13 protein-coding genes are annotated in these 20,773 nt (G+C 37.4%); 3 read left to right on the forward strand and 10 right to left on the reverse strand.

Features of this window, described 5'->3' with window-relative positions; all coding sequences use genetic code 11:
- Positions 1-24: 24 nt before the first annotated feature.
- The 10 genes from ACZZZC_RS17070 to ACZZZC_RS17115 all read right to left on the reverse strand — a co-directional run bounded on the left by ACZZZC_RS17070 (position 25) and on the right by ACZZZC_RS17115 (position 18,828).
- Entirely contained in the window at positions 25-822 is a 798-nt protein-coding gene (locus tag ACZZZC_RS17070) for an ABC transporter substrate-binding protein (RefSeq protein ID WP_463483244.1), read from the reverse strand.
- Positions 823-912: 90 nt separating this feature from the next.
- The gene (locus tag ACZZZC_RS17075; RefSeq protein ID WP_056849704.1) at positions 913-1,590 is read right to left on the reverse strand and encodes an ABC transporter ATP-binding protein; all 678 of its coding nucleotides are present in this window, start codon (positions 1,588-1,590) and stop codon (positions 913-915) included.
- A gap of 85 nt (positions 1,591-1,675) precedes the next feature.
- Positions 1,676-4,099, reverse strand: coding sequence for an ABC transporter permease (locus tag ACZZZC_RS17080; protein WP_463483245.1), 2,424 nt, complete (start codon positions 4,097-4,099; stop codon positions 1,676-1,678).
- A 135-nt stretch (positions 4,100-4,234) separates the two neighbouring features.
- Positions 4,235-6,634: an ABC transporter permease gene (locus ACZZZC_RS17085; RefSeq protein ID WP_463483246.1), complete on the reverse strand. Its 2,400-nt coding sequence runs from the start codon at positions 6,632-6,634 to the stop codon at positions 4,235-4,237.
- Positions 6,635-6,818: 184 nt separating this feature from the next.
- Complete coding sequence (locus ACZZZC_RS17090; protein ID WP_463487737.1) at positions 6,819-9,188, reverse strand: ABC transporter permease; 2,370 nt, start codon at positions 9,186-9,188, stop codon at positions 6,819-6,821.
- Between the two features lie 75 nt (positions 9,189-9,263).
- Positions 9,264-11,642 (reverse strand): ABC transporter permease, encoded by a 2,379-nt coding sequence (locus ACZZZC_RS17095; protein WP_463487738.1) that lies wholly within the window; start codon positions 11,640-11,642, stop codon positions 9,264-9,266.
- 76 nt (positions 11,643-11,718) lie between these two features.
- The gene (locus ACZZZC_RS17100) at positions 11,719-14,103 is read right to left on the reverse strand and encodes an ABC transporter permease (protein WP_463487739.1); all 2,385 of its coding nucleotides are present in this window, start codon (positions 14,101-14,103) and stop codon (positions 11,719-11,721) included.
- A 76-nt stretch (positions 14,104-14,179) separates the two neighbouring features.
- Positions 14,180-16,549, reverse strand: a complete 2,370-nt coding sequence (locus ACZZZC_RS17105) for an FtsX-like permease family protein (RefSeq protein ID WP_463487740.1) — start codon at positions 16,547-16,549, stop codon at positions 14,180-14,182.
- 244 nt (positions 16,550-16,793) lie between these two features.
- Positions 16,794-17,492: an ABC transporter ATP-binding protein gene (locus tag ACZZZC_RS17110; RefSeq protein ID WP_463487741.1), complete on the reverse strand. Its 699-nt coding sequence runs from the start codon at positions 17,490-17,492 to the stop codon at positions 16,794-16,796.
- Between the two features lie 91 nt (positions 17,493-17,583).
- The gene (locus tag ACZZZC_RS17115; RefSeq protein WP_463483252.1) at positions 17,584-18,828 is read right to left on the reverse strand and encodes an efflux RND transporter periplasmic adaptor subunit; all 1,245 of its coding nucleotides are present in this window, start codon (positions 18,826-18,828) and stop codon (positions 17,584-17,586) included.
- A gap of 39 nt (positions 18,829-18,867) precedes the next feature.
- Here ACZZZC_RS17115 and ACZZZC_RS17120 point away from each other — a divergent pair, with 39 nt between their 5' ends.
- From ACZZZC_RS17120 to ACZZZC_RS17130, 3 genes are all read left to right on the forward strand, one after another.
- Positions 18,868-19,554: an endonuclease domain-containing protein gene (locus ACZZZC_RS17120; protein ID WP_463487742.1), complete on the forward strand. Its 687-nt coding sequence runs from the start codon at positions 18,868-18,870 to the stop codon at positions 19,552-19,554.
- A gap of 26 nt (positions 19,555-19,580) precedes the next feature.
- Positions 19,581-20,114 carry an endonuclease domain-containing protein gene (locus ACZZZC_RS17125; RefSeq protein ID WP_463487743.1) on the forward strand — a complete coding sequence of 178 codons (534 nt, stop codon included), beginning with the start codon at positions 19,581-19,583 and terminating at the stop codon, positions 20,112-20,114.
- A gap of 182 nt (positions 20,115-20,296) precedes the next feature.
- Positions 20,297-20,674 (forward strand): endonuclease domain-containing protein, encoded by a 378-nt coding sequence (locus ACZZZC_RS17130; protein WP_463487744.1) that lies wholly within the window; start codon positions 20,297-20,299, stop codon positions 20,672-20,674.
- Positions 20,675-20,773: the final 99 nt, after the last annotated feature.

The following is a 20,773-nucleotide window of genomic DNA, read 5'->3' on the forward strand; positions in this document are numbered from 1 at the left end:
TATAAACAAAGGAACAGTGAAAGACTAATAAAGTTCTTTTTGAAACTCGAAAAAATATTGAACTGCCTTAACTAAACGGCTTCCATACCAACTGAACATTTCTCCATCAACCAACATAACCTTCGCATTTGGAATGGCATTCTGTATTTCTTCAATATGTTTTTCTTTAAAAGGATAGGGTTCTGATGAAAGTAGAATTAGTTCACAATTAAGAGTTTTCAGTTTCTCCAATGTAATTTGTGGGTATCGATCTTGTTGAACAACATTAGTCAGTCCGTTGGTGAGCAGCACATCATCAATAAAAGTGTTTTTGCCTGCAGCCATAAAAGGTTTTCGCCAAATGAGATAGGCAACTTTTTTATCAATTTGGTGTTGAACTGCTAACGTTTTCAAATCGTTAAAACCAGCTGAAATAAGGTGGTTAAGGTATGCAGCTTCAGGGTCACGATCTACCAGTGCACCAATCTGCGAGATGGTTTTCATGGCATCATCTAAGGTAAAAATGTCGCTCATCCAAACTGGAAAATGCTCCGCCAACTCTTCAATATCGCTTTGTGTGTTTTCTTCCTTATTCCCAATGATGAGATCGGGGTTCAAATCTTTAATCAGGTCGATATTAAGTTTCTTCGTACCGCCAACCTTCGTACGTCCGGCAAACTTTTCTATCGGATGGATGCAAAACTTGGTTAAGCCGATAATTTCCTGATCTAAACCCAAATCAAAAAGCAATTCTGTTTGTGAGGGAACAATAGAAACAATGCGTTTGGGCGGAAAATTGAAGGTAACCTTCCGCCCCATCTGATCGGTGAACGTTTTTTGCATCAAGCAAAGTTATAGTTTTAGGTTATAAGTTCTAAGTCGGGCGTAAAACTTAAAGCGTATAACCTAAAACTTAACACGTAGCACTTACCACTAAACTTGTACATCACCCTTAACAACGCCGTCGGCAATGTGCAAGATCCTATTCCCATATTCAGCATTTTTTTCAGAATGCGTTACCTGGATAATGGTGATCCCATCTTCTTTATTTAACTTTTGAAAAAGCTGCATAATTTCTTCTGCCTGTGCCGATTGCAAATTTCCGGTAGGTTCATCAGCCAAAATGATGCTCGGTTGAGCGGCTAAAGCCCTTGCAATACCAACCAGTTGTTGCTGGCCACCCGAAAGTTGGTTAGGAAATAAATCTTTTTTAGCTACGATATTAAACCTATCCAGCAAGTTAGCAATCCTGCTGGCACGTTCAGCGCTTCCCACTTTTTTATAAAGCAGTGGCGCCTCAATGTTTTCGTAAACCGTCATCTCATCAATTAAATGATAAGCCTGAAACACAAAACCAATGTGATTGCGGTAAAGTTCAATCCGTTTACGTTCATTTAAACTGGTTACATTTTCGCCCATAAACTCGTAGGTGCCGTAAGTCGGCTCCTCCAGCATACCTAAAATGTTAAGCAGAGTTGATTTACCGGCACCGGATGGTCCCATTATAGACACAAATTCGCCTTGTTTAATTGTAGTGGTTACATGGCGAAGAATGTAACTTTTAACCCCTTTATTGGCGTAATATTTTTCTATATTTTTAAGTTCTATCATTTTTTTAGTATCGAGTATTTAGTGTCAAGTATCAAGATATTGGCTTCACTTTAGTCTTTCCGTTTTATTCTTTCCGCTTTTTGCTTTATTCATATTTAAGCGCAGTTACAGGATCCATAGTCGCTGCTTTCCTTGCCTGAATGCTTACCGTTAATATCGCTATGGTGATGGAAACCACTGTTGCTACTATGAAAGGCAAAACAGGCATATCAATTCGATAGGCAAATGCATCCAACCATTTTTTAATGAGAATATAAGCGATTGGCCAGCTGATGACATTAGCGATGATCACCAATATCAAAAACGACCTATTTAACAGGTTGATAATTTCGTAGTTAGCAGCGCCTAAAACTTTCCTAACGGCAACTTCTTTTGTTCTTCTTTTGGCAACAAAGGTTGATAACGCAAACAAGCCTAACAAAGACAATGAAACCGAAATCGTGCTAAATAGCACAATCATGTTCATAAACCTGTTGTTCTCCTCCAACACCTTATTCAACGAATCTTTCATGGTAACATACGACATTGGATAATTAGGGTACGCAACTTTCCATTCGGCCTCGATTTTACGGATAATCTGGGCGCTATTTTCACTATCGAACCGAACTAACACATTATTCGTCATGGACGTGCCACCCAGGTGGGTTACCTTATAAATAGTTGGCAGAACAGCCTTATCAAAGCCTTCGTTATGATAATCTTTTATGACGCCAACAATCTGGAAAGTGTACTTTTCCTTATCACTTTTCACATCATACAGCTTACCCACAGGGTTTTTATCAATTAGTTTAGCAGCGCTTTCATTGATCACCACAGCGTTTACGGTATCTTGTTTGTATTCTTTTGCAAAAATCCGCCCCTGCATTATTTTAACTCCTAGTGCCTGCAAGGCATCCATGCTTACCGTAACTGTATTTAAGGCAATGTTATTATCCTTATAAGTGATTTCTTCGGGAATGTTGAAAGCATTACCCATTACCTGCGTGGTGGTAGCGATGTATTTTACACCTGGAATTTTTCGTAAGCGTTCGGCAAATTTTTCTTCATAATTGGTTCTGATATTAATTAAGTTTCCCTTATCGAAACCTAAATCTTTATTGCTTACATATTTTGTTTGCTGATACATTACACCAATGGCAATGATAAAAGTGACCGAGATTACGAATTGAAAAACGACCAAAACGTTCCGGATTGCTGTTCCTTTTAAACCGTTGGCATAGTTGCCTTTTAAAACCGAAACCGGATTGTAGTTTGATAAAACCCAAGATGGATAGAAACCAGCAAGCAGCGTTACGATGACAAACAGCATAACGAGTTGGAAAATCATCAACAATAATCTTGGATTATGCCAAAAACTTAAGGTTACATTGAAGTGTTGATTAAAGGCAGGCAGCACCACCTCAACCAGAACGACGCAGAGAAACAACGCTACTACACTTTGCAAGGCAGACTCTAAAAGAAATTGTGTAAGTAGCTGATGTTTATTAGAACCTAAAACTTTTTTAACGCCAACCTCTTTAGCCCGGTTAACAGATTGAGCTGTTGCTAAATTTACAAAATTGATTACCGAGACTAAAAGCAAGAAAATAGAGATGCCAACTACAGGTTTTAATTTATCTTTCCAGCTGATTTGTATGGCGGGATTTGCGTGTACCTCCGCCAGCTGCAACGCTCTTAATCCAGGCTTTTTACCATCCTTGTAATAGTCGTTGTAATTTATTTTTTGCTTAGCAAACGATGCTTTTTTAGCTTTTACATAAACTTGTTGTAGCGTCTTGTTTAAACTTACGCTATCTAAATTACCATACAATTTAGCGTAAACCTGACAATAGTGCTTGGCAGTAATGTTATCTGGGTCCTTATCTTTTTCACCAGTCCTCATGATGGCATTGAAGCCAACAGTTTGCGGTGTTTGTGGCTCTTTTACCACTCCTGTAACTGTTAATTGCTGACCAGGATCATTTCTCCAGATCACTAGCTTTACGGTTTTCCCCAAAACTTTAGTGGTACCGAACAACTTTAGTGCAATAGCTTCTTTTAAAACAATTGATTTTGGCGATTTGAGCGCTGTTTCAGGGTCGCCCTGTGTAAACTGATGGTCGAACACGCTGAAAAAGCTGCTGTCAGCATCCTTAACTTTCTGTATCATTACCGGGTCTGCATGCTCAACTTTAACAGAATAACCGGCGTTCCAATCCCACTCCTGATCTACTCTTGTAACGGCTATCGCCTGAGGGATATTTTCTTTAACCAAAGCTGCCATCCGACTATCTACAGCATCTTGCCAATGCTCCTTATTATCAGGCGTAAAGAAATCATGTTTCTCACGGATTTGATAAACATTTTTTAAATCCGGCGACCAGGAATCGAAACTTTCTTCATGATTGATGTACAGCAACATCAACACAAAAGCCGTTAATCCAAGTGCCAATCCGCCTATATTTATGGCTGCATAAACCTTGTTTTTCCAAAGGTTCCGCCACGCGATTTTTAAGTTAAGTTTGAACATATTTCTAGTTTCAAGTAGTAATTAACCTCACCCCCCGCCCTCTCCTTGAAGAGAGGGAGCCGGAAGTGCTATTTTTTTATGCTGTGGCAAAGATTTAAGGCTTGGGGATTCGCTTTAGTCTTTAGTCTTTCAGCTTTATTCATATTTAAGTGCATCAATGGTGTTGGCTACCGCGGCTTTATAAGAGCGGATGGAAACTGTTATTAAAGTTATAGCCATTGAAATAATCATGGCAATTACAAACGGCCAGATACTCAAATCTATCCGGTAGGTAAAACCAGAAAGCCATTTTGAAACTAGTAAATAAGCCAATGGCCAGGCCACCAGGTTTGCGATAAAAACCATCAATAAAAATGATCCATTTAACATTCTTACTAATTCAACCGTCGAGGCTCCAAGTACCTTTCTAATGGCTACCTCTTTGGTTCGCTGAGTGGCTACGAAAGAAATTAGGCCGAATAATCCAATGAAGGAAATGAAGATAATAATGCATGCAAAAACCTTAAATAAGACCCCCATCACTCTTTCCGTTTCATAATACTGACTAATATCATCATCTACAAAAGAGGCTCTGTAAAAATTTTCTGGGAAGGTATTATTCCATATTTTTTCTATCTGAGGCATAATGGATAGTATATGTTTGCTATCCATTTTTACGGCTATATTTTGGTAGTTATCTTTAACTGTAGTAATGATAATTGGCGATATTGGGTCGTGCAGGCTCAAATTATTAAAATCTTTAACCACACCCACTAAGGTTGCTTCTTTACCAAAAATTTTAATTTTTTTACCTAATGCATCATTAAAATTAACCACATTTAATTTTCTCAAAGTTGTTTCATTAACCACAACTTCTTTTATGGTATCGCTTTTAGAAAATGCTTTACCTGCAACAAATGTTAATCCGAAAGTTTTAAAGTAATTTTCATCAGCAATTTTTGCATTAGCCTGAAAATTGGCTTTTTCTGTACTATTATAGTTAAAATTAGTTTCGTTATTATTGCTGGATGACGGTGGATTTCTACAAAAACTCGTCATTAATACACCGGGTATTTTGGAAATCCTTTCTTGTAAAATTTGATATTTCATCAAGCTTAAACTATCATTTCGAACATTTACGAGAGCAATTGCCGAAGGGTTAAAACCCAATGGCTTCTCTCTCATATAATTCATTTGTTTTAAAACTACGAGTGTACCAATAATTAATATTACAGTAATAGAAAACTGAACCACAACTAAAACCTTACGTAAGCTTAAGCCTCCGGCATTTGCAGTAATCTTATTTTTAATTGCCAAAGCTGGACTAAAACCAGACATCACCATTGCTGGATAAAATCCTGCAAGAAAACTTACGATAATGACTAACCCAATCATAAACAAGAAAATGATGGGATGCTGAATCACACTGAAAGAAATATTTTCGTGAAATAAATTTCTCATTCCTGGCATAGAAACTTCTGCTAAGACACATGCCACGACCAAAGCGAATATGCTAATGGTTAATGTTTCGGTAAGAAATTGAAATACCAATTGCTTTCTTAAGCTTCCCATTACTTTACGAACGCCTACTTCTTTGCTTCTGCTTACCGCTTGTGCAGTAGCAAGATTAATAAAGTTTATACAAGCCGTAAGCATCAAAAATGCGCCAATGATTCCTAAACCATAAAGCTCTTTTGTTGACATTGTTTTGCTTGAAAAATTCCCTAAGTTTTCATTGTAATGTATATCGCCCAAGGATTGTGCACCAATTTCTTGTTTAGATATGTTATCTCTTTGAAAATATTTGTCAGAAAACTTTGATAAAGCACCTCGAACTTCATCAATTGATACACCATCCTTTAAAAGAAAATAACATTCATCATTGGAAGAAACATTGCCCCAGTTATCGAATCTCTCATTATTATGATTTCTAAAGGTTTGGTAAGAAACAACAATATTTAGCGGAAAAGAACTGTTTTGGGGCATCTCCTGTAAAATGCCCGTAACCGTAAAATCATCGCGATTTTGGTAATTAATGGTTTTACCTACGGCCTTATTCCAGTCGCCAAAAAGTTTGGTAGCCATGTCTTTCGATAAAACCACGGTATTAGGCTGACTTAATGATTCTACCGGATTTCCTTGTAACCATTCAAAACTCATGATTTGAAAAAATTGAGGCTCTGCATAAAAAACGTCTTCCAAAGTTTTAATTTTCTCCTTACCGGCATCATCTTTTACTTTGATAATTCCACCATCCTGACAAATGGCTCCAACTTTTTCAATTTGATTTTTGAAATCATTACGAAATGCAGCCGGCGCTGGTTTAGGTACGCCTTGTGATTCTTCAAATCCATCGGCGGAAGTCCAATTAGTAGTTAAACGGTAAATTCGATCCTCGTTTTTAAAGCCTTCATCAAAACTCATTTGATAACGGATGAAAATAAAAATGAGGATACAACTGGCCATTCCAATGGATAAACCAAGAACATTGATAAAAGTATAACCTTTGTTTTTCCAAAGGTTTCGCCAGGCGATTTTTAAGTTGAGTTTGAACATGTTTTTAATTTGCTGGAGAATTTCAGTTTCGAAATAAAGCTTTCTAACCTGATGCTGCTTGTGCCAATTTTATACCACTATAAATAACTGGCTTCAATATTTTGATTATCAACAATTTACAATAAAGCAGCAATATAAACTGTTCGATTCCGAACAAATGTTTGTTCAAAATCGAACGGACAGGCTATTCATATTTAAGTGCATCGACAGCATTTGCTTTTGCAACCTTTATCGATTGAATACTGACCGTCAAAACGGCAATCAGGAAAGAAACCGCAAAGGCCATTACAAAAGGCAATACCGATATATTGATCCGATACTCGAATGCCGACAACCATTTGTTTATGATGACATACGCTAACGGGAATGCGATCAGATTGGCAATTGCCACTAACTTGACAAAATCTTTATTGAGTAAGGTAAGTATATGGCTTGTGCTAGCGCCCAATACCTTCCTGATGCTAATTTCCTTTTTGCGCTGTTCTGCCATAAACAATGCTAATCCAAGTAAGCCTAAGCAAGAAATAAAAATTGCAAAACCTCCAAACCAATTAGAGAGCGTTCCTAAAAGCTTTTCAGAATTATATTTCTCTTCAAATGAATCACTTACAAATACCCGATCTACCGGATAATCGGGATTTATTGCTTTTACCATTGCATCGATTTTTGATAAAGAGGCACTTATATTTTCAGCTTCATTTAAGCGAATGAGAATTACACCTCCATCATTATGATAGGCTCTATTGAAAATCATTGGCGCAACTTTTTGATAGGGTGATTCTGCGACAAAATCCTTCATCACACCAATAATGGTACATTTATATTCTCCATAATCAATCGCAGTTCCTACCGGGTTTTTAAGCGACATGATTTTGGCTGCAGCTTCATTGATTAAAACTTTATTCGAATCGCCGGGAAATTCGATTTTAAACTCTCTTCCTGCAACCAGCTCGGTACCGGTAGTTGCAATAAAATCGTAACCAATTCCACGTTGATTAAATAAAACTTTGTCGTTAGGATTTTTTCCAGGCCAATTGATATCTGAGGTGTTATTGCCCCCTTCATCAATATTCATACTCAACAAAGGCACGTTGGTCGCAGCGCCAGATTTCAAAATCTGGGTTTTTAAAAGTTCAAGTTTACTCGTTTCCCTTAAGTTACCTAAAGCAGCCATTTGAACTAAATTCCCCTGACTATAACCTAATGGTTTATTTTTAATATAAGTTAACTGCTGATAAATGACCACTGTGCAAATAATTAAACATGCTGCAAATACGAATTGAGAAACGACAAGCACTTTTCTAACAGAAATGGCTGAACCCGTTTTTACGCCGGAACCTTTCAGCACCTTAACCGGATCGAAAGATGAAAGATAAAATGCTGGATAACTGCCTGCTAGCAACCCTGTAAATACCACCAAACCTAACAAGGTAAGCCAGTATCGCCAATCGTTGTATTGAATTATTAAGTTGATATTTAGGATGGAATTAAAATATGGAAGACTAATTTCTACTAAAATAAATGCGATTATTGTTCCGATGAGGGCCAGTAAGGTGCTTTCTAAAATAAACTGTGCAACAAGTGCTTTCCTGCTAGACCCAATTGCTTTACGAACACCAACTTCTTTTGCTCTTTTCTCTGACCGGGCTGTAGATAAATTCATAAAATTTACACAAGCTATCAGCAGGATACAGATGGCAAGCATGAAAAAAATTCGTAACTGGTCTATTTTTCCTCCGGCAGATTTACCGTTTTCAAATTCGTTATAAAGATGTAATTTGGAAAGTGGATGCAAAAAAAGTTCATTTAATAAGCCTTTTTGATTTCTTTGATAGATTCCTTTTACAGAAGCGTTTACCTGATCCAATAAGCTACTATTTTGAAGTTGCACAATGGTTAAACAGAAGTTACTTCCCCAGCCTTGCTCTTTAATCCATTTTTGTCTCTGTTCGTTCAATTTCCAGGGCATCAGGTAATCGAATTTAATGCTGGTATTTTCTGGTAAGTCAGCAATAACAGCTTCAACTTTTAGTCCACCCTCATTATCAAGTTTTACAATTTTACCTAGTGGATTTTGGTTTCCAAATAATTTATGCGCTAGTGATTGAGTAAGAATAACGCTATTTATATTATCCAGTGGAGAAACAGCATTCCCACTTAAAAATTTGTAATCCAGTATTTTGATAAACTCTGGATCGGCAAATAAACCTTTATTCTTTATTTTTTTATCATCGTAGCTGATTAGTTGCTCAAATGGGTAGGAAGATCTTGCTGCATTTACAACTGCAGGATATTTGGCTTTTAATTCTGGCGCTAACAATCCAGGCGTCCAGGCCCAGGTGTGCACTTTTCCATTGGCCGTCATATTGGTATGCGCAACGTAAGTCGTTTTGTAGTTTTCATACTGTTTATCGAAACTAAACTCGTAAGAAACGTACAGCAATAACAGCATACAGCTCGCCAATCCGATAGCTAATCCGCCGATATTAATCAAGCTGAACCCCTTGTTTTTCCAAAGGTTTCGCAACGCGATTTTTAAGTTAAGTTTGAACATAATTGGTTATGGGTTATGTGTTACCTGTTGCGAGCCCAGACTTATAACTGGTAACCCGCAACTGTTAACTCGATTCTATTCGTATTTCAAAGCATCAACCGGATTGGCTTTTGCTGTTTTATAAGCTTGAAAGCTCACCGTAATTAAAGCCATTAATAGCGTTCCTATTGCTGCAACGGGGATAATCCACCAGGAAATATCGGTATGGAATTCGAAATTCTTGAGCCATTTATTCATCGCCAGGTAACTTATTGGAACCGCAACAATAATGGCGACCACAATCATTTTAATGAATGAAAGAGAAAGCAATTGCATCAAATTAGCAACCGATGCGCCAAGTACTTTGCGTACGCCAAATTCTTTAGTACGCTGCTCGGCACTGTAGGCAACCAAACCGAATAAACCCAGGCAGGATACGAAAATCGCTAGTCCGCCGAACAGATTGGAAAGAATACCTAAGGTTTTTTCTGACTTATATTTCTCCTGGTATAATGAATTTATAAAAGTAATTTCTGTTGGATAAGCAGGATTGAAAGCCTTCGTAATTCTACTGATGGTTTCAATGTTACTTTGCAAATTATTGGCGCTATTTAAGCGCATCGTGATGGTGCCTGTTTGTGCAGGGTTTAAAAAAACCACCTGTGGATTGTTGGATTTGTATGGCGAATCCCAAACGTAATCGTCAAATACTCCGATGATAAAAGCATTAGTGCCATAAAGATTTACCCTTTTGCCAATAGGATTTTTATAGCCAAACACTTTTACCGCCGAGGCACTTACCAATAACCCACTGGTATCTGAGGCAAAGTTTTTAGAAAAATCTCTTCCCTCTAATAATTTAATTCCGTTGGTTTTGGTAAAATCGTAAGAGGTGGCTACCTGGTTAAACATCACCGTATTTTCGGGCTTAGTCATCCCATCCCATTTAATATCCATAAAATTCCGACCACGGTGAGAAAGGCTAACAGATGATTGATACATCGATGTTACTGCACCAGACTTCAGCATTTCAGTTTTGAACAGTTCAAATTTACCTTTCAACTCACCATCTTGAGGAATTTCTACCAAGGCATTTACATCAAAACCGACCGGCTTATTTTTAATGAATTGGATTTGACGATAAATAACCAAAGTGGCAATAATCAATATAATGGCAAAACAAAACTGACCCACCACCAACACTTGCCTTAAACTTATCGTTAAAAATCCTTTGACCTTGATTTTCCTTTTTAGTGTTTGGATTGGGTTGAAAGAAGATAGGTAGAATGCAGGATAGCTACCGGCAATTAAACCAGTTGCAATTACAATTGTCATTATACCTATCCAACTTGCTGTATTGAAATACGAAATTCCAAGATTTATATTGAGTAACTGATTAAATGCAGGCAGACAAAGTTCTATCAAAGCAATTGCGACTACTACAGCAACCAATGTAAGCACCATTGATTCGGTTAAAAACTGGAGAATTAAAGAGGTACGATTTGCCCCGATGGTTTTCTTAATTCCGACTTCTTTAGCTCTTTTCTCTGATTTGGCAGTTGCCATGTTCATAAAATTGATGCAGGCAATAAGCAATATCCCAAATGCCAACCCCATGAAAAGCCAGATTTGCTCAATATCTCCTCCAACTGGTTTTCCGTTTTCAAATTTACCAAACAAGTGAAGTTTACTGGCCTGGTATAAAAAGTTTGGTTGCGATTGCTCGGTTTGTTCGGCACTCTTTTTCACCAATTCGTCTACTTTGCGGTTTACCAAATCAATATTGGCATCAGCGTTTAGGCTAACCATCGTTACGAAACTGTAATTTGTCCAGTTTAAATCTTTGGCGCTCTCATCAACGATTTCATAAAGCGACCAGGGCATTAAAAAATCAAACCTGTTAGAACTATTTTCTGGTAAATCTTTAATCACTCCGGTAATTGTTAAGTTTTCTTTGTCTTGAAAACGAACAGATTTATTCAGAACATCATTGGTTCCGAAGAGCGTTTTTGCCGTACTTTCTGTTAAAATTACTGAAAGTGGATTGTTTAGCGCCGTTTTAGTATCCCCATAAATAAACTCATAATCGTACATTTTGAGAATATCGGGCTCAGCAAATTTCGAATCTTTTTTATAGCTGTTTTGTCCGTTTGCTATGAGGCTTTTTCTGCCATAATCCATCCGTGCTACATATTTCGCTTCAGGCAATTTATCCTTCAGCAGCGGACCTAACGCAGTGGTTGAACCATAAAAAGTACCACCAATTTTTCCACCTTCACCCGGAACGTTGGTCATCGCTATATAAACATTTTGCCAGTTTTTGGCTTGCTTATCAAAGTTCCATTCGTATGATACATAGAGCAGCAACATTAAACAAGCCGCAAGGCCAATAGCCAAACCGATTACATTAATGAAAGATGAAATTTTATTCTTCCAAAGGTTTCGCAAAGCGATTTTTAAGTTTAATCTGAACATAATTGGGTTATGGGTTATGTGTTACCTGTTGCGAGCCCAGACTTATAACCGGTAACCCGCAACTGTTAACTCGATTCTATTCGTATTTCAAAGCATCAACAGGATTAGCGCTTACCGCTTTTTTAGCCTGAATGCTCACGGTAACTACCGTTAATAAAATGGTAATGGCAGCACTTAGCAAAAACGGCAGAATCGGAAAATCAATTCGGTAGGCAAAGGTTTGCAGCCATTTTTTAGTCAGGATATAAGCCACCGGCCAGGAAATTAAATTGGCTAAGAGCACCATGATAAAAAAAGAACTGTTAATCAACTTGAAAATCTGAACATCGCTTGCCCCTAAAATTTTTCGCACAGCGATCTCTTTAATTCTGCCGTTAGTGATGTATTTGGCAAAGGCAAATAAACCTAAAACGGCAATAAAGATGGTGAGCAAAGCCGCTGCAAAAAACACAGATTGCAGTTGCTCTTGCTTTTTAAATAGTTTGCCATACAGTTCATCTAAAAATTCGTACCTGAAATCTTCACCATCTAGCGGATTAATCAGTGGCCATTGCGCCTTCAAAGCAGCCAGCGCATCGGTCATTTTATTTTCCTCTATCTTCAGCAGGATTTGCGTTTTGTAACTTCCACAGGGGTCCTTAATTGTATATATTGTAGGCTGCACCTTACTTTCGAAACCCTGGGTTTTAAAATCTTTAATTACGCCTACAATTTTATAATCGATATTACAGCCGCTGATGATCTGGCCAACAGGGTTTTTTATACCATATTTTGCCACTGCGCTTTCGTTAATGATAGCGGAATTGACAGTATCGGTTACAAAGGTATTTGAGAAAAAGCGGCCTTCTTTTAATTTGATATTCAGCGTTTCAAAGTAGTCAAAATCTACGTTTACGAAATCGATATTCGCCTTGGTCGCTTTATAAGCATAACTATTTATTCCAATCTGGCCGCCAGGGATGAAACTTGCAACCGTAGCAGATTTTACGCCTGGAATCCGCATTAACCTATCTCTTACGGAATTAAAACTGACTGAACCAAACTTGACTGGATTGTTAAAGAGCGTTAGATTTTTGATATAAACAACCTGATTGGCATTAAATCCAACATCCTGCGTTCGCATGTATTTCAATTGTGAATTGATAATTAGCAAGCCGATAATAAAAATTACTGCAATACTAAACTGGAAAACCAGTAATCCGTTTCGCAGCCATGAGCTTTGTTTACTCGCAGCAAAATTTCCCTTTAATACTAAAGCTGGTTTGAAGCCAGATAAAACCATAGAAGGATACGTGCCTGCGATTAGTGTGATGATGACTAAAGTTAGTGGAAGCTCCCAAATCAATCTATTATCGATTTGCCAAACGGAAAGGTTAACCTGAAATAGATTATTAAATTGAGGTAACACTAATTCTGCTAAAATTAAAGCCAGTACGGTAGCGATAAAGCACTGGATAAATATTTCGGTAAGAAATTGTAGGGTAAGCTGAGAACGGTAGGCACCCATTACTTTTTTAACGCCAACTTCTTTGGCTCGTTTACTGGCCTGGGCAATACTCAGGTTGGTGAAATTGATACACGCAATCACTAGAATTAAAAATCCGAGTATGGAAAGCGCCATCAAGGTTTTGTAAGGCAGATCGTTTCCCGCTTTAGGGCGCAGGTGTAAATTTGCCAGTGGATCTAAAAATATAGAAATGGTTTTTAATTCAACTAACTCCTTTTTGGCATTAACTTTCAATAATTCGTATCGATATAACTCACTTATTTTTCTTTCAAGGTTTGCAACATCTACATCAGGTTTTAACTTCAGATAGATTGAATAGTCATTCATATCATAATTATCATGCTCACCCAGTTCGGCGGCTAAAGAAACTCCGTCGAAGTTAAAGTTAGAATGTCTTCTGCCTTCAATAGTGCCCGCTATAGTCCCCGTGATCCCCGAATTGCTTGCTCCATAACCCACCATCTCAGGTTTATTATCTGTTTTATCAGGAAAAAGCGTTTTCATGCTTTCTTTACTCAGATAATTGAGTCTTTCTAAATCTCCTGATGGTTTCGTTAGACCATTTTCTGGAATAATTTTTAGCATAATGGCCGCATTATAGTCTACAGCCAGTATTTTTTTGGTGAAAAGTGTATTCTTTCCATTTTTAATAGTCAGTTCGAAGGAGCCTTCTTTTATTAAACCAACTGATTCCACTTCCGGATAAGTTTGTTTGATGGCTTTTGCAAATGGAGCCGCAATGTAATTCGTTTTAAACTCGGGATACGTTACCCCTACCACATAAATATTCTTATAGTCAGGATTTGATTTGTCGAAACTGGTTTCATAAGTGAAATACATGGCCACCAAAATAAACGCAGCCAAAACAATAGCTAAACCACCAACATTAATTGCTGTGATGGACTTGTTTCTCCATAAGTTTCGCAATGCGATTTTTAGGTTGAGTTTGAACATATTTCAGTATCAAGTAGTTAGTATTAAGTACCAAGACAGGTTTATGCTTTAACCTTTCAGCTTTAGTCTTTTGGCTTTATTCATATTTAAGTGCATCGACAGGATTAGCTTTTGCTACTTTTACCGATTGGATGCTTACTGTTAAAATGGCTATCAAAACAGACAATCCAATAGCAATCACAAACGGTATCGCTGAAATTGCAATTCGATATTCAAAAGCAGACAGCCACTTGTTAATAATAATATAGGCCAATGGAAACGCTATTAAGTTTGCTATCGCCACCAGTTTTATAAAATCTTTATTTAAAAGCGTAAGAATATTTGCAGTACTGGCGCCCAGTACTTTACGAATACTGATTTCTTTTTTACGCTGTTCGGCCATAAAAAGCGCTAAACCCAATAAACCCAAGCAAGAAATAAAGATGGCAAAACCTCCGAACCAATTTGAAAGTGTACCCAGTAATTTCTCATTTTGAAATTTAACCTCGAAAGATTCATCTACAAATCTTCGTTTTACAGGATAATCGGGTTCAATTTGCTTAATTAAGCCATCAATGGTTTCTAACGAAGAACTGATATTTTGGTTAGGATTTAAACGAGCAAGGATCACCTGAACGTCATCCATATAACTTGGATAAAAAATCATGGGGGCAACTTTTTGATAAGCGCTTTCCACCACAAAATCTTTCACCACACCAACATTTGTTTTTTCTACACCCCAAAATCTAATTTTAGCGCCCACAGGACTTTTTAGGTTCATCATTTTAACAGCAGCCTCATTAAGCATGATGTTGTTGCTATCTCTTTTCGATTCTGTTTCTACTGCTCTTCCGGCGACCAATTCCGTTCCTATTGTTGCAATAAAGTCACTTCCAATTCCTCGGTTATTAAACAAAATAGATTCTCCAGCTGTTTTGCCTTGCCAATGAACATCTGTTGTATTATTACCACTTTCCGTAATGTCTTTACTAAAAAAGGTTACTCCCGTTGCTGCACCAGACTTTAACATTTGGGTTTTAAGCAGTTCCAACTTGCTTCGGTTGCCCATTTTACCTTGAACCGCAATTTGGACAAGGTTTGATTTATCGTAACCTATCGGCTTATTTTTAACGTAGCTTAATTGCTGATAGATAACGGAAGTACACACGATTAAACAAGCAGCAAATACAAACTGAACAACTACTAAAACTTTTCGGATAGAAACCGAGGAATCAGACTTAATTTTTAATCCTTTCAACACTTTTATCGGTTCAAAAGATGATAAGTACAAAGCTGGATAACTCCCAGCCATGAATCCTGTGAAAATCATCAAACCAAATAATGTACCCCAAAAAGTGAAGCTATTGTAATCAATTTCCAGGCTTATATTCAACAAATTATTGAAATATGGCAAACTGACCTCTACTAAAATGAAAGCCAAAACACCCGCTAAGACCGTTACAAAGACCGATTCTAGCAAAAATTGACCGATCAAAGATTTTCTCGTAGAACCGATAGCTTTACGAATTCCAACTTCTTTCGCTCTCCGCTCAGAACGGGCGGTGGATAAATTCATGAAGTTGACACAAGCAATTAAAAGAATACAAAAAGCCAACAATAAAAAAATTTTAAGTTGCTCAATCTTGCCTCCAACCGATTTTCCATTTTGAAAATCATCGTACAAATGCCATTTGATTAATGGAAATAAGAGTGCCTCGGCCGTGTTACCTTGCTGATTGCGTTTGTAAATGCCTTTCATATCAGCATTTGCGCCAGCCAGAAACTTATTGTTGTTAAGCTGAACAACGGTCAGACACATGTTATTTCCCCAATTAGGTTGACGTGCCCAGGGTTCTCGCTTTAAAAAAAGTGCCCAGGGAGCCAAGCACTCATAGGTGATGCTGCTATTTGCAGGTACGTCTTCTATTACAGCTTCAACCTTCAGCACATCCTGATTTTCAAGCTTAACGGTTTTATTAATTGGATCTTCGTTTCCGAAAAGTTTTTTCGCCATAGATTCGGTCAATATGATCGTATTAACATCTTTGAGCGCCCGTTCCGCATTTCCTTTAATAAATTTTAAATCGAAGATTTTTGAAAAATTTGGATCTGCAAAGTTCAGCTTCGCACTGATTCTCTTATCGCCCACCGAAAGTAATTTCGGACTTGGGTAACTGGAATGTGAGGTATATTTCACGCCAGGGATTTTTGCTGCAACCTCATCAGCCATAACATTTGGAGTCCATGCAAAACTAAAAATCTTTCCGTTTGCAGGTGCGTTCTGATAGATTACGTAAGTCTTATCTGCATTGGCGTAGTGCTTGTCATAGCTCCACTCATACGCCACATATAAAAGCAAAATCATACAACTGGCTAATCCAATGGCCAATCCACCAACATTTATAATGGTAAATCCTTTATTTTTCCAAAGGTTTCGCAATGCGATTTTTAAGTTTATTTTGAACATCTTTTGAGTATCAAGTTGTTAGTAGCAAGTATTTAGTATCAAGTATCAAGACCAGGCAAATCGCTTTGATCTTTATGCTTTAGTCTTTGGTCTTTCAACTTTAGTCTCTTTTAGCGCCTTACCCGAATCTTCCCATCCAGGAAGATTCGGCTGGCCTATCATTAAACTAAAACTATTTTTAATTATGAAGAGATCTAGGCATGAGCTCAGCCTGGTTACTGGCAACCCATAACTTTTAACTCATCTATATCAATTCCTCATTCCGGCTTTTATTTATCTTTTCAGAAATCACATGGCCATCTTTCAAGTTGATGATTCTGTTCGAGAAACTAGCGTCGTGACTCGAGTGCGTTACCATTACGATCGTAGTGCCCGTTTCGTTCAATTCACAAAGCAACTCCATCACTTCGTTACCATGCGAACTATCCAAATTACCAGTAGGCTCATCAGCTAAAACCAACTTTGGTTTGGTTACCAAAGCTCTAGCTACCGCAACACGTTGCTGCTGACCACCAGAAAGCTGTTGTGGAAAGTGTCCGCTACGGTTTACAATATTCATTCTTTCAATGATTTCGTTAACTAACTTTTTACGTTCACCAGCGGGAACTTTATTGTAAATGAGTGGTAATTCGATGTTTTCAAAAACTGTTAATTCATCTATTAAATTGAAATTCTGAAATACGAATCCCATATTTCTTTTACGAAAATTAGAGCGTTCCCTATCATTTAAAGTCAAAAGTTCGGTATCTGTGAATTTATAACTTCCGCTTTCTGGCTTATCCAATAAACCCATTACATTCAACAGCGTCGATTTTCCGCAGCCAGATGGTCCCATAATCGAAACGAATTCGCCAGTTTTTACGTGGAGATTAATTCCGTTTAAAGCTGTAGTCTCTACTTCTTCAGTTTTATAAACTTTTTCTAAGTTTTCTATTTTTATCATAGCTTGTTAGTATCAAGTATTTAGTATCAAGATGTGAGGCTATCGTAGATTGGTTATCGCGTATCCTATCAACATCTTACTTTTTTATATCTTACTTATTGATCTCCACTTGGTCGTATTGGTTAAACTGATCGTAAGATGAGGTGATTACCTCATCGCCTTTTTGTAAACCATCCAAAATTTCGTAATACAGATAATTTTTTCTGCCGATTTTTACATTTTTCTTGGTTGCTTTACCATTGTTTACCACAAACACCCACGAACCACCTGTACTTTGAAAAAACTGACCTTGAGCCAATAGTAAAGATTTGCTGTTATCAGACAATGTTAACTTCGTTTGAAGCGATAAACCGCGACGCAAACCTTCCGGTGCAGCACCTTTGAAAACCATTTCTACCTGAAACTGCCCTGCTGTAACCTCTGGAATTACTTTGCTCACAGTTAAATTATATGTTTTCCCATTAAATTCGCAGGTAGAAGTCTGCCCCTCTTTTACTCGGTTGATATAATATTCATCTACACCGGCTTGCAATTTATAGCCTTGCAAAACATCAATTTTCCCGATCATTTCATTCGAGTTGTATGATTTTCCGATAACAGGATCGTAAGATGATAATTTGCCAGAAACTGGCGCCTTGATCGTCATATTTTCTATATTTTTCCGAATCATTTCCAAACTTTCATTCATCTGCCCCATCGATTGGTCAATTTGCGAAAGCTGCATTCTTCTGCTTTGATTTTCTTGCTTTACCGCCTGGCGCACAATCTTAAGTTTTCCCTGGTAGTATTCGTAATCTTGACTAGACTTGTTGAACTCCTGAAGTGTAATTACTTTTTTTGCAAACAACGAACTATCCAAGCGATATTGACGAGCAGCAGTTCTTAAACTATTTTCAACATCCAAAACATCTTGATTTAAAACCCTTTGGTTTTGCTCTAAATCTAATCTCGATTTTCTCAATTGGTTAATTTGTTCGGTGGCAGCGGTTTGGCTCGAAGTGTAACTCAACATGGCATTGGAATTGGAAATTCTTAGTAAAGGTGTTCCTTTAACCACAGAAGCACCATTTTCGGTAAAGATTTCGGCAACTGTTCCACCCTCCGATGAACTTACGATTACCGAAGTCAACGGTACAACACTTGCATTTAATAACACTACATCTTCAAAATCACCGTACTCTACTTTGCTTATAGTTAGTTTTTCCGCATCTGCACTATAGGTTTTCTTTAAAGATAAAGTATAGCCATAAATTACAACTGCTACAAAAGCAAGTGCTCCACCTATAATAACCAGGGTTTTAGTGCTAAATCTTTTCTTTTCAATTTTTTTGTCCATTGTTCGGTTGTACTGTTTGATGTCCGTTATGCCAAGCTTGTGCCAAACGAAATAAAGCAATATAAAACACTGAAAACTAATAGCTTAAGAATTTTTGGTATTTTAGTTTGTTCATTATCGGACAGTTTATGTGCGGGAGCGGACAGTTTAGTTATTTTTGAGGATAGAACCTCACCCCTTCATCCCCTCTCCTTGAAGAGAGGGGGCGGGGAGCAGAAAAAACGTAAAGCATATTTGGCTGAGGGTTTAACCAACTTTACTCTAATCCCTCTCTTCAAGGAGAGGGACAGTAGAAAAACACCAAATACTTCTTCCTTTAACAGGGTGAAGTTTTTTAAGTTGCAAGTTATGGAAAACTACGGCGACGACCTTTTCAAAGGAGCAAATCATAAACTCTTTGAGTTTTCTAAGGTATTGAGGAAAGTTCAAACGGACGCGGAAGAAATAATTTGGCAAAGTTTAAGGAATAGAAAACTTTTAGATTATAAATTTAGAAGACAGCATCCTTTACATAAATATATAGCAGACTTCTATTGTCATGAGGCTAAACTAATTATTGAAATTGATGGAGGGATTCATAACCAAGTTGATAATAAGGAATATGATAAGAATAGAAGCTACGAATTAAACGAAATTGGAATAACGGTATTAAGATTTACAAATGAAGAAGTGAACGGAAATTTAGAGATGGTTTTAAACTCGATCAGGGGTTATTTGCAGAAGTAAGAACCTCACCCCTTCATCCCCTCTCCTTGAAGAGAGGGGCCGGAGAGCAGAAAAAACATAAAGCATATTTGGCTGAGGGTTTAACCAACTTTACTCTAATCCCTCTCTTCAAGGAGAGGGACAGTAGAAAAACACCAAATACTTCTTCCTTTAACAGGGTGAAGTTTTTTAAATTGCAAGTTATGGAAAACTACGGCGATGACCTTTTCAAAGGAGCAAATCATAAACTCTTTGAGTTTTCTAAGGTATTGAGGAAAGTTCAAACGGACGCGGAAGAAATAATTTGGCAAAGTTTAAGAAATAGAAAAATTCTAGGTTATAAATTTAGAAGACAACATCCTTTACATAAATATATAGCCGACTTCTATTGTCATGAAGCTAGAATAATTATTGAAATTGATGGAGGGATTCATAACCAAGTTGATAACAAGGAATATGATAAGAATAGAAGCTACGAATTAAGTGAAATTGGAATAACGGTATTAAGATTTACAAATGAAGAAGTGAACGGGAATTTAGAGATGGCCTTGAATGCGATTAGGGGTTATTTGCAGAAGTAAGAACCTCACCCCGTCATCCCCTCTCCTTTAAGAGAGGGGGCGGAGAGCAGAAAAAATGTAAAGCATAGTTGGGTGAGGGTTCAACCAACTTTACTCTAATCCCTCTCTTCAAGGAGAGGGACAGTAGGAAAACACCAAATACTTCTTCCTTTAACAGGGTGAGGTTTTTTAAATTGCAAGTTATGGAAAACTACGGCGATGACCTTTTCAGGGGAGCAAATCATAAACTCTTTGAGTTTTCTAAGGTATTGAGGAAAGTTCAAACGGACACGGAAGAGATAATTTGGCAAAGTTTAAGGAATAGAAAAATTTTAGGTTATAAATTTAGAAGACAACATCCTTTACATAAATATATAGCCGACTTCTATTGTCATGAGGCTAAACTTATTATTGAAATTGATGGTGGAATTCATAACCAAGTTGATAATAAGGAATATGATAAGAATAGAAGCTACGAATTAAACGAAATTGGAATAAGTGTATTAAGATTTACAAATGAAGAAGTAAATAAAAGTTTAGAGATGGTTTTGAACTTGATTAGGGAGCATTTACAGAAGTAAGAACCTCACCCCTTCATCCCCTCTCCTTGAAGAGAGGGGCGGGGAGCAGAAAAAACGTAAAGCATATTTGGGTGATGGTTCAACCAACTTTACTTTAAT

The organism is Pedobacter sp. AC212, assembly GCF_979258625.1.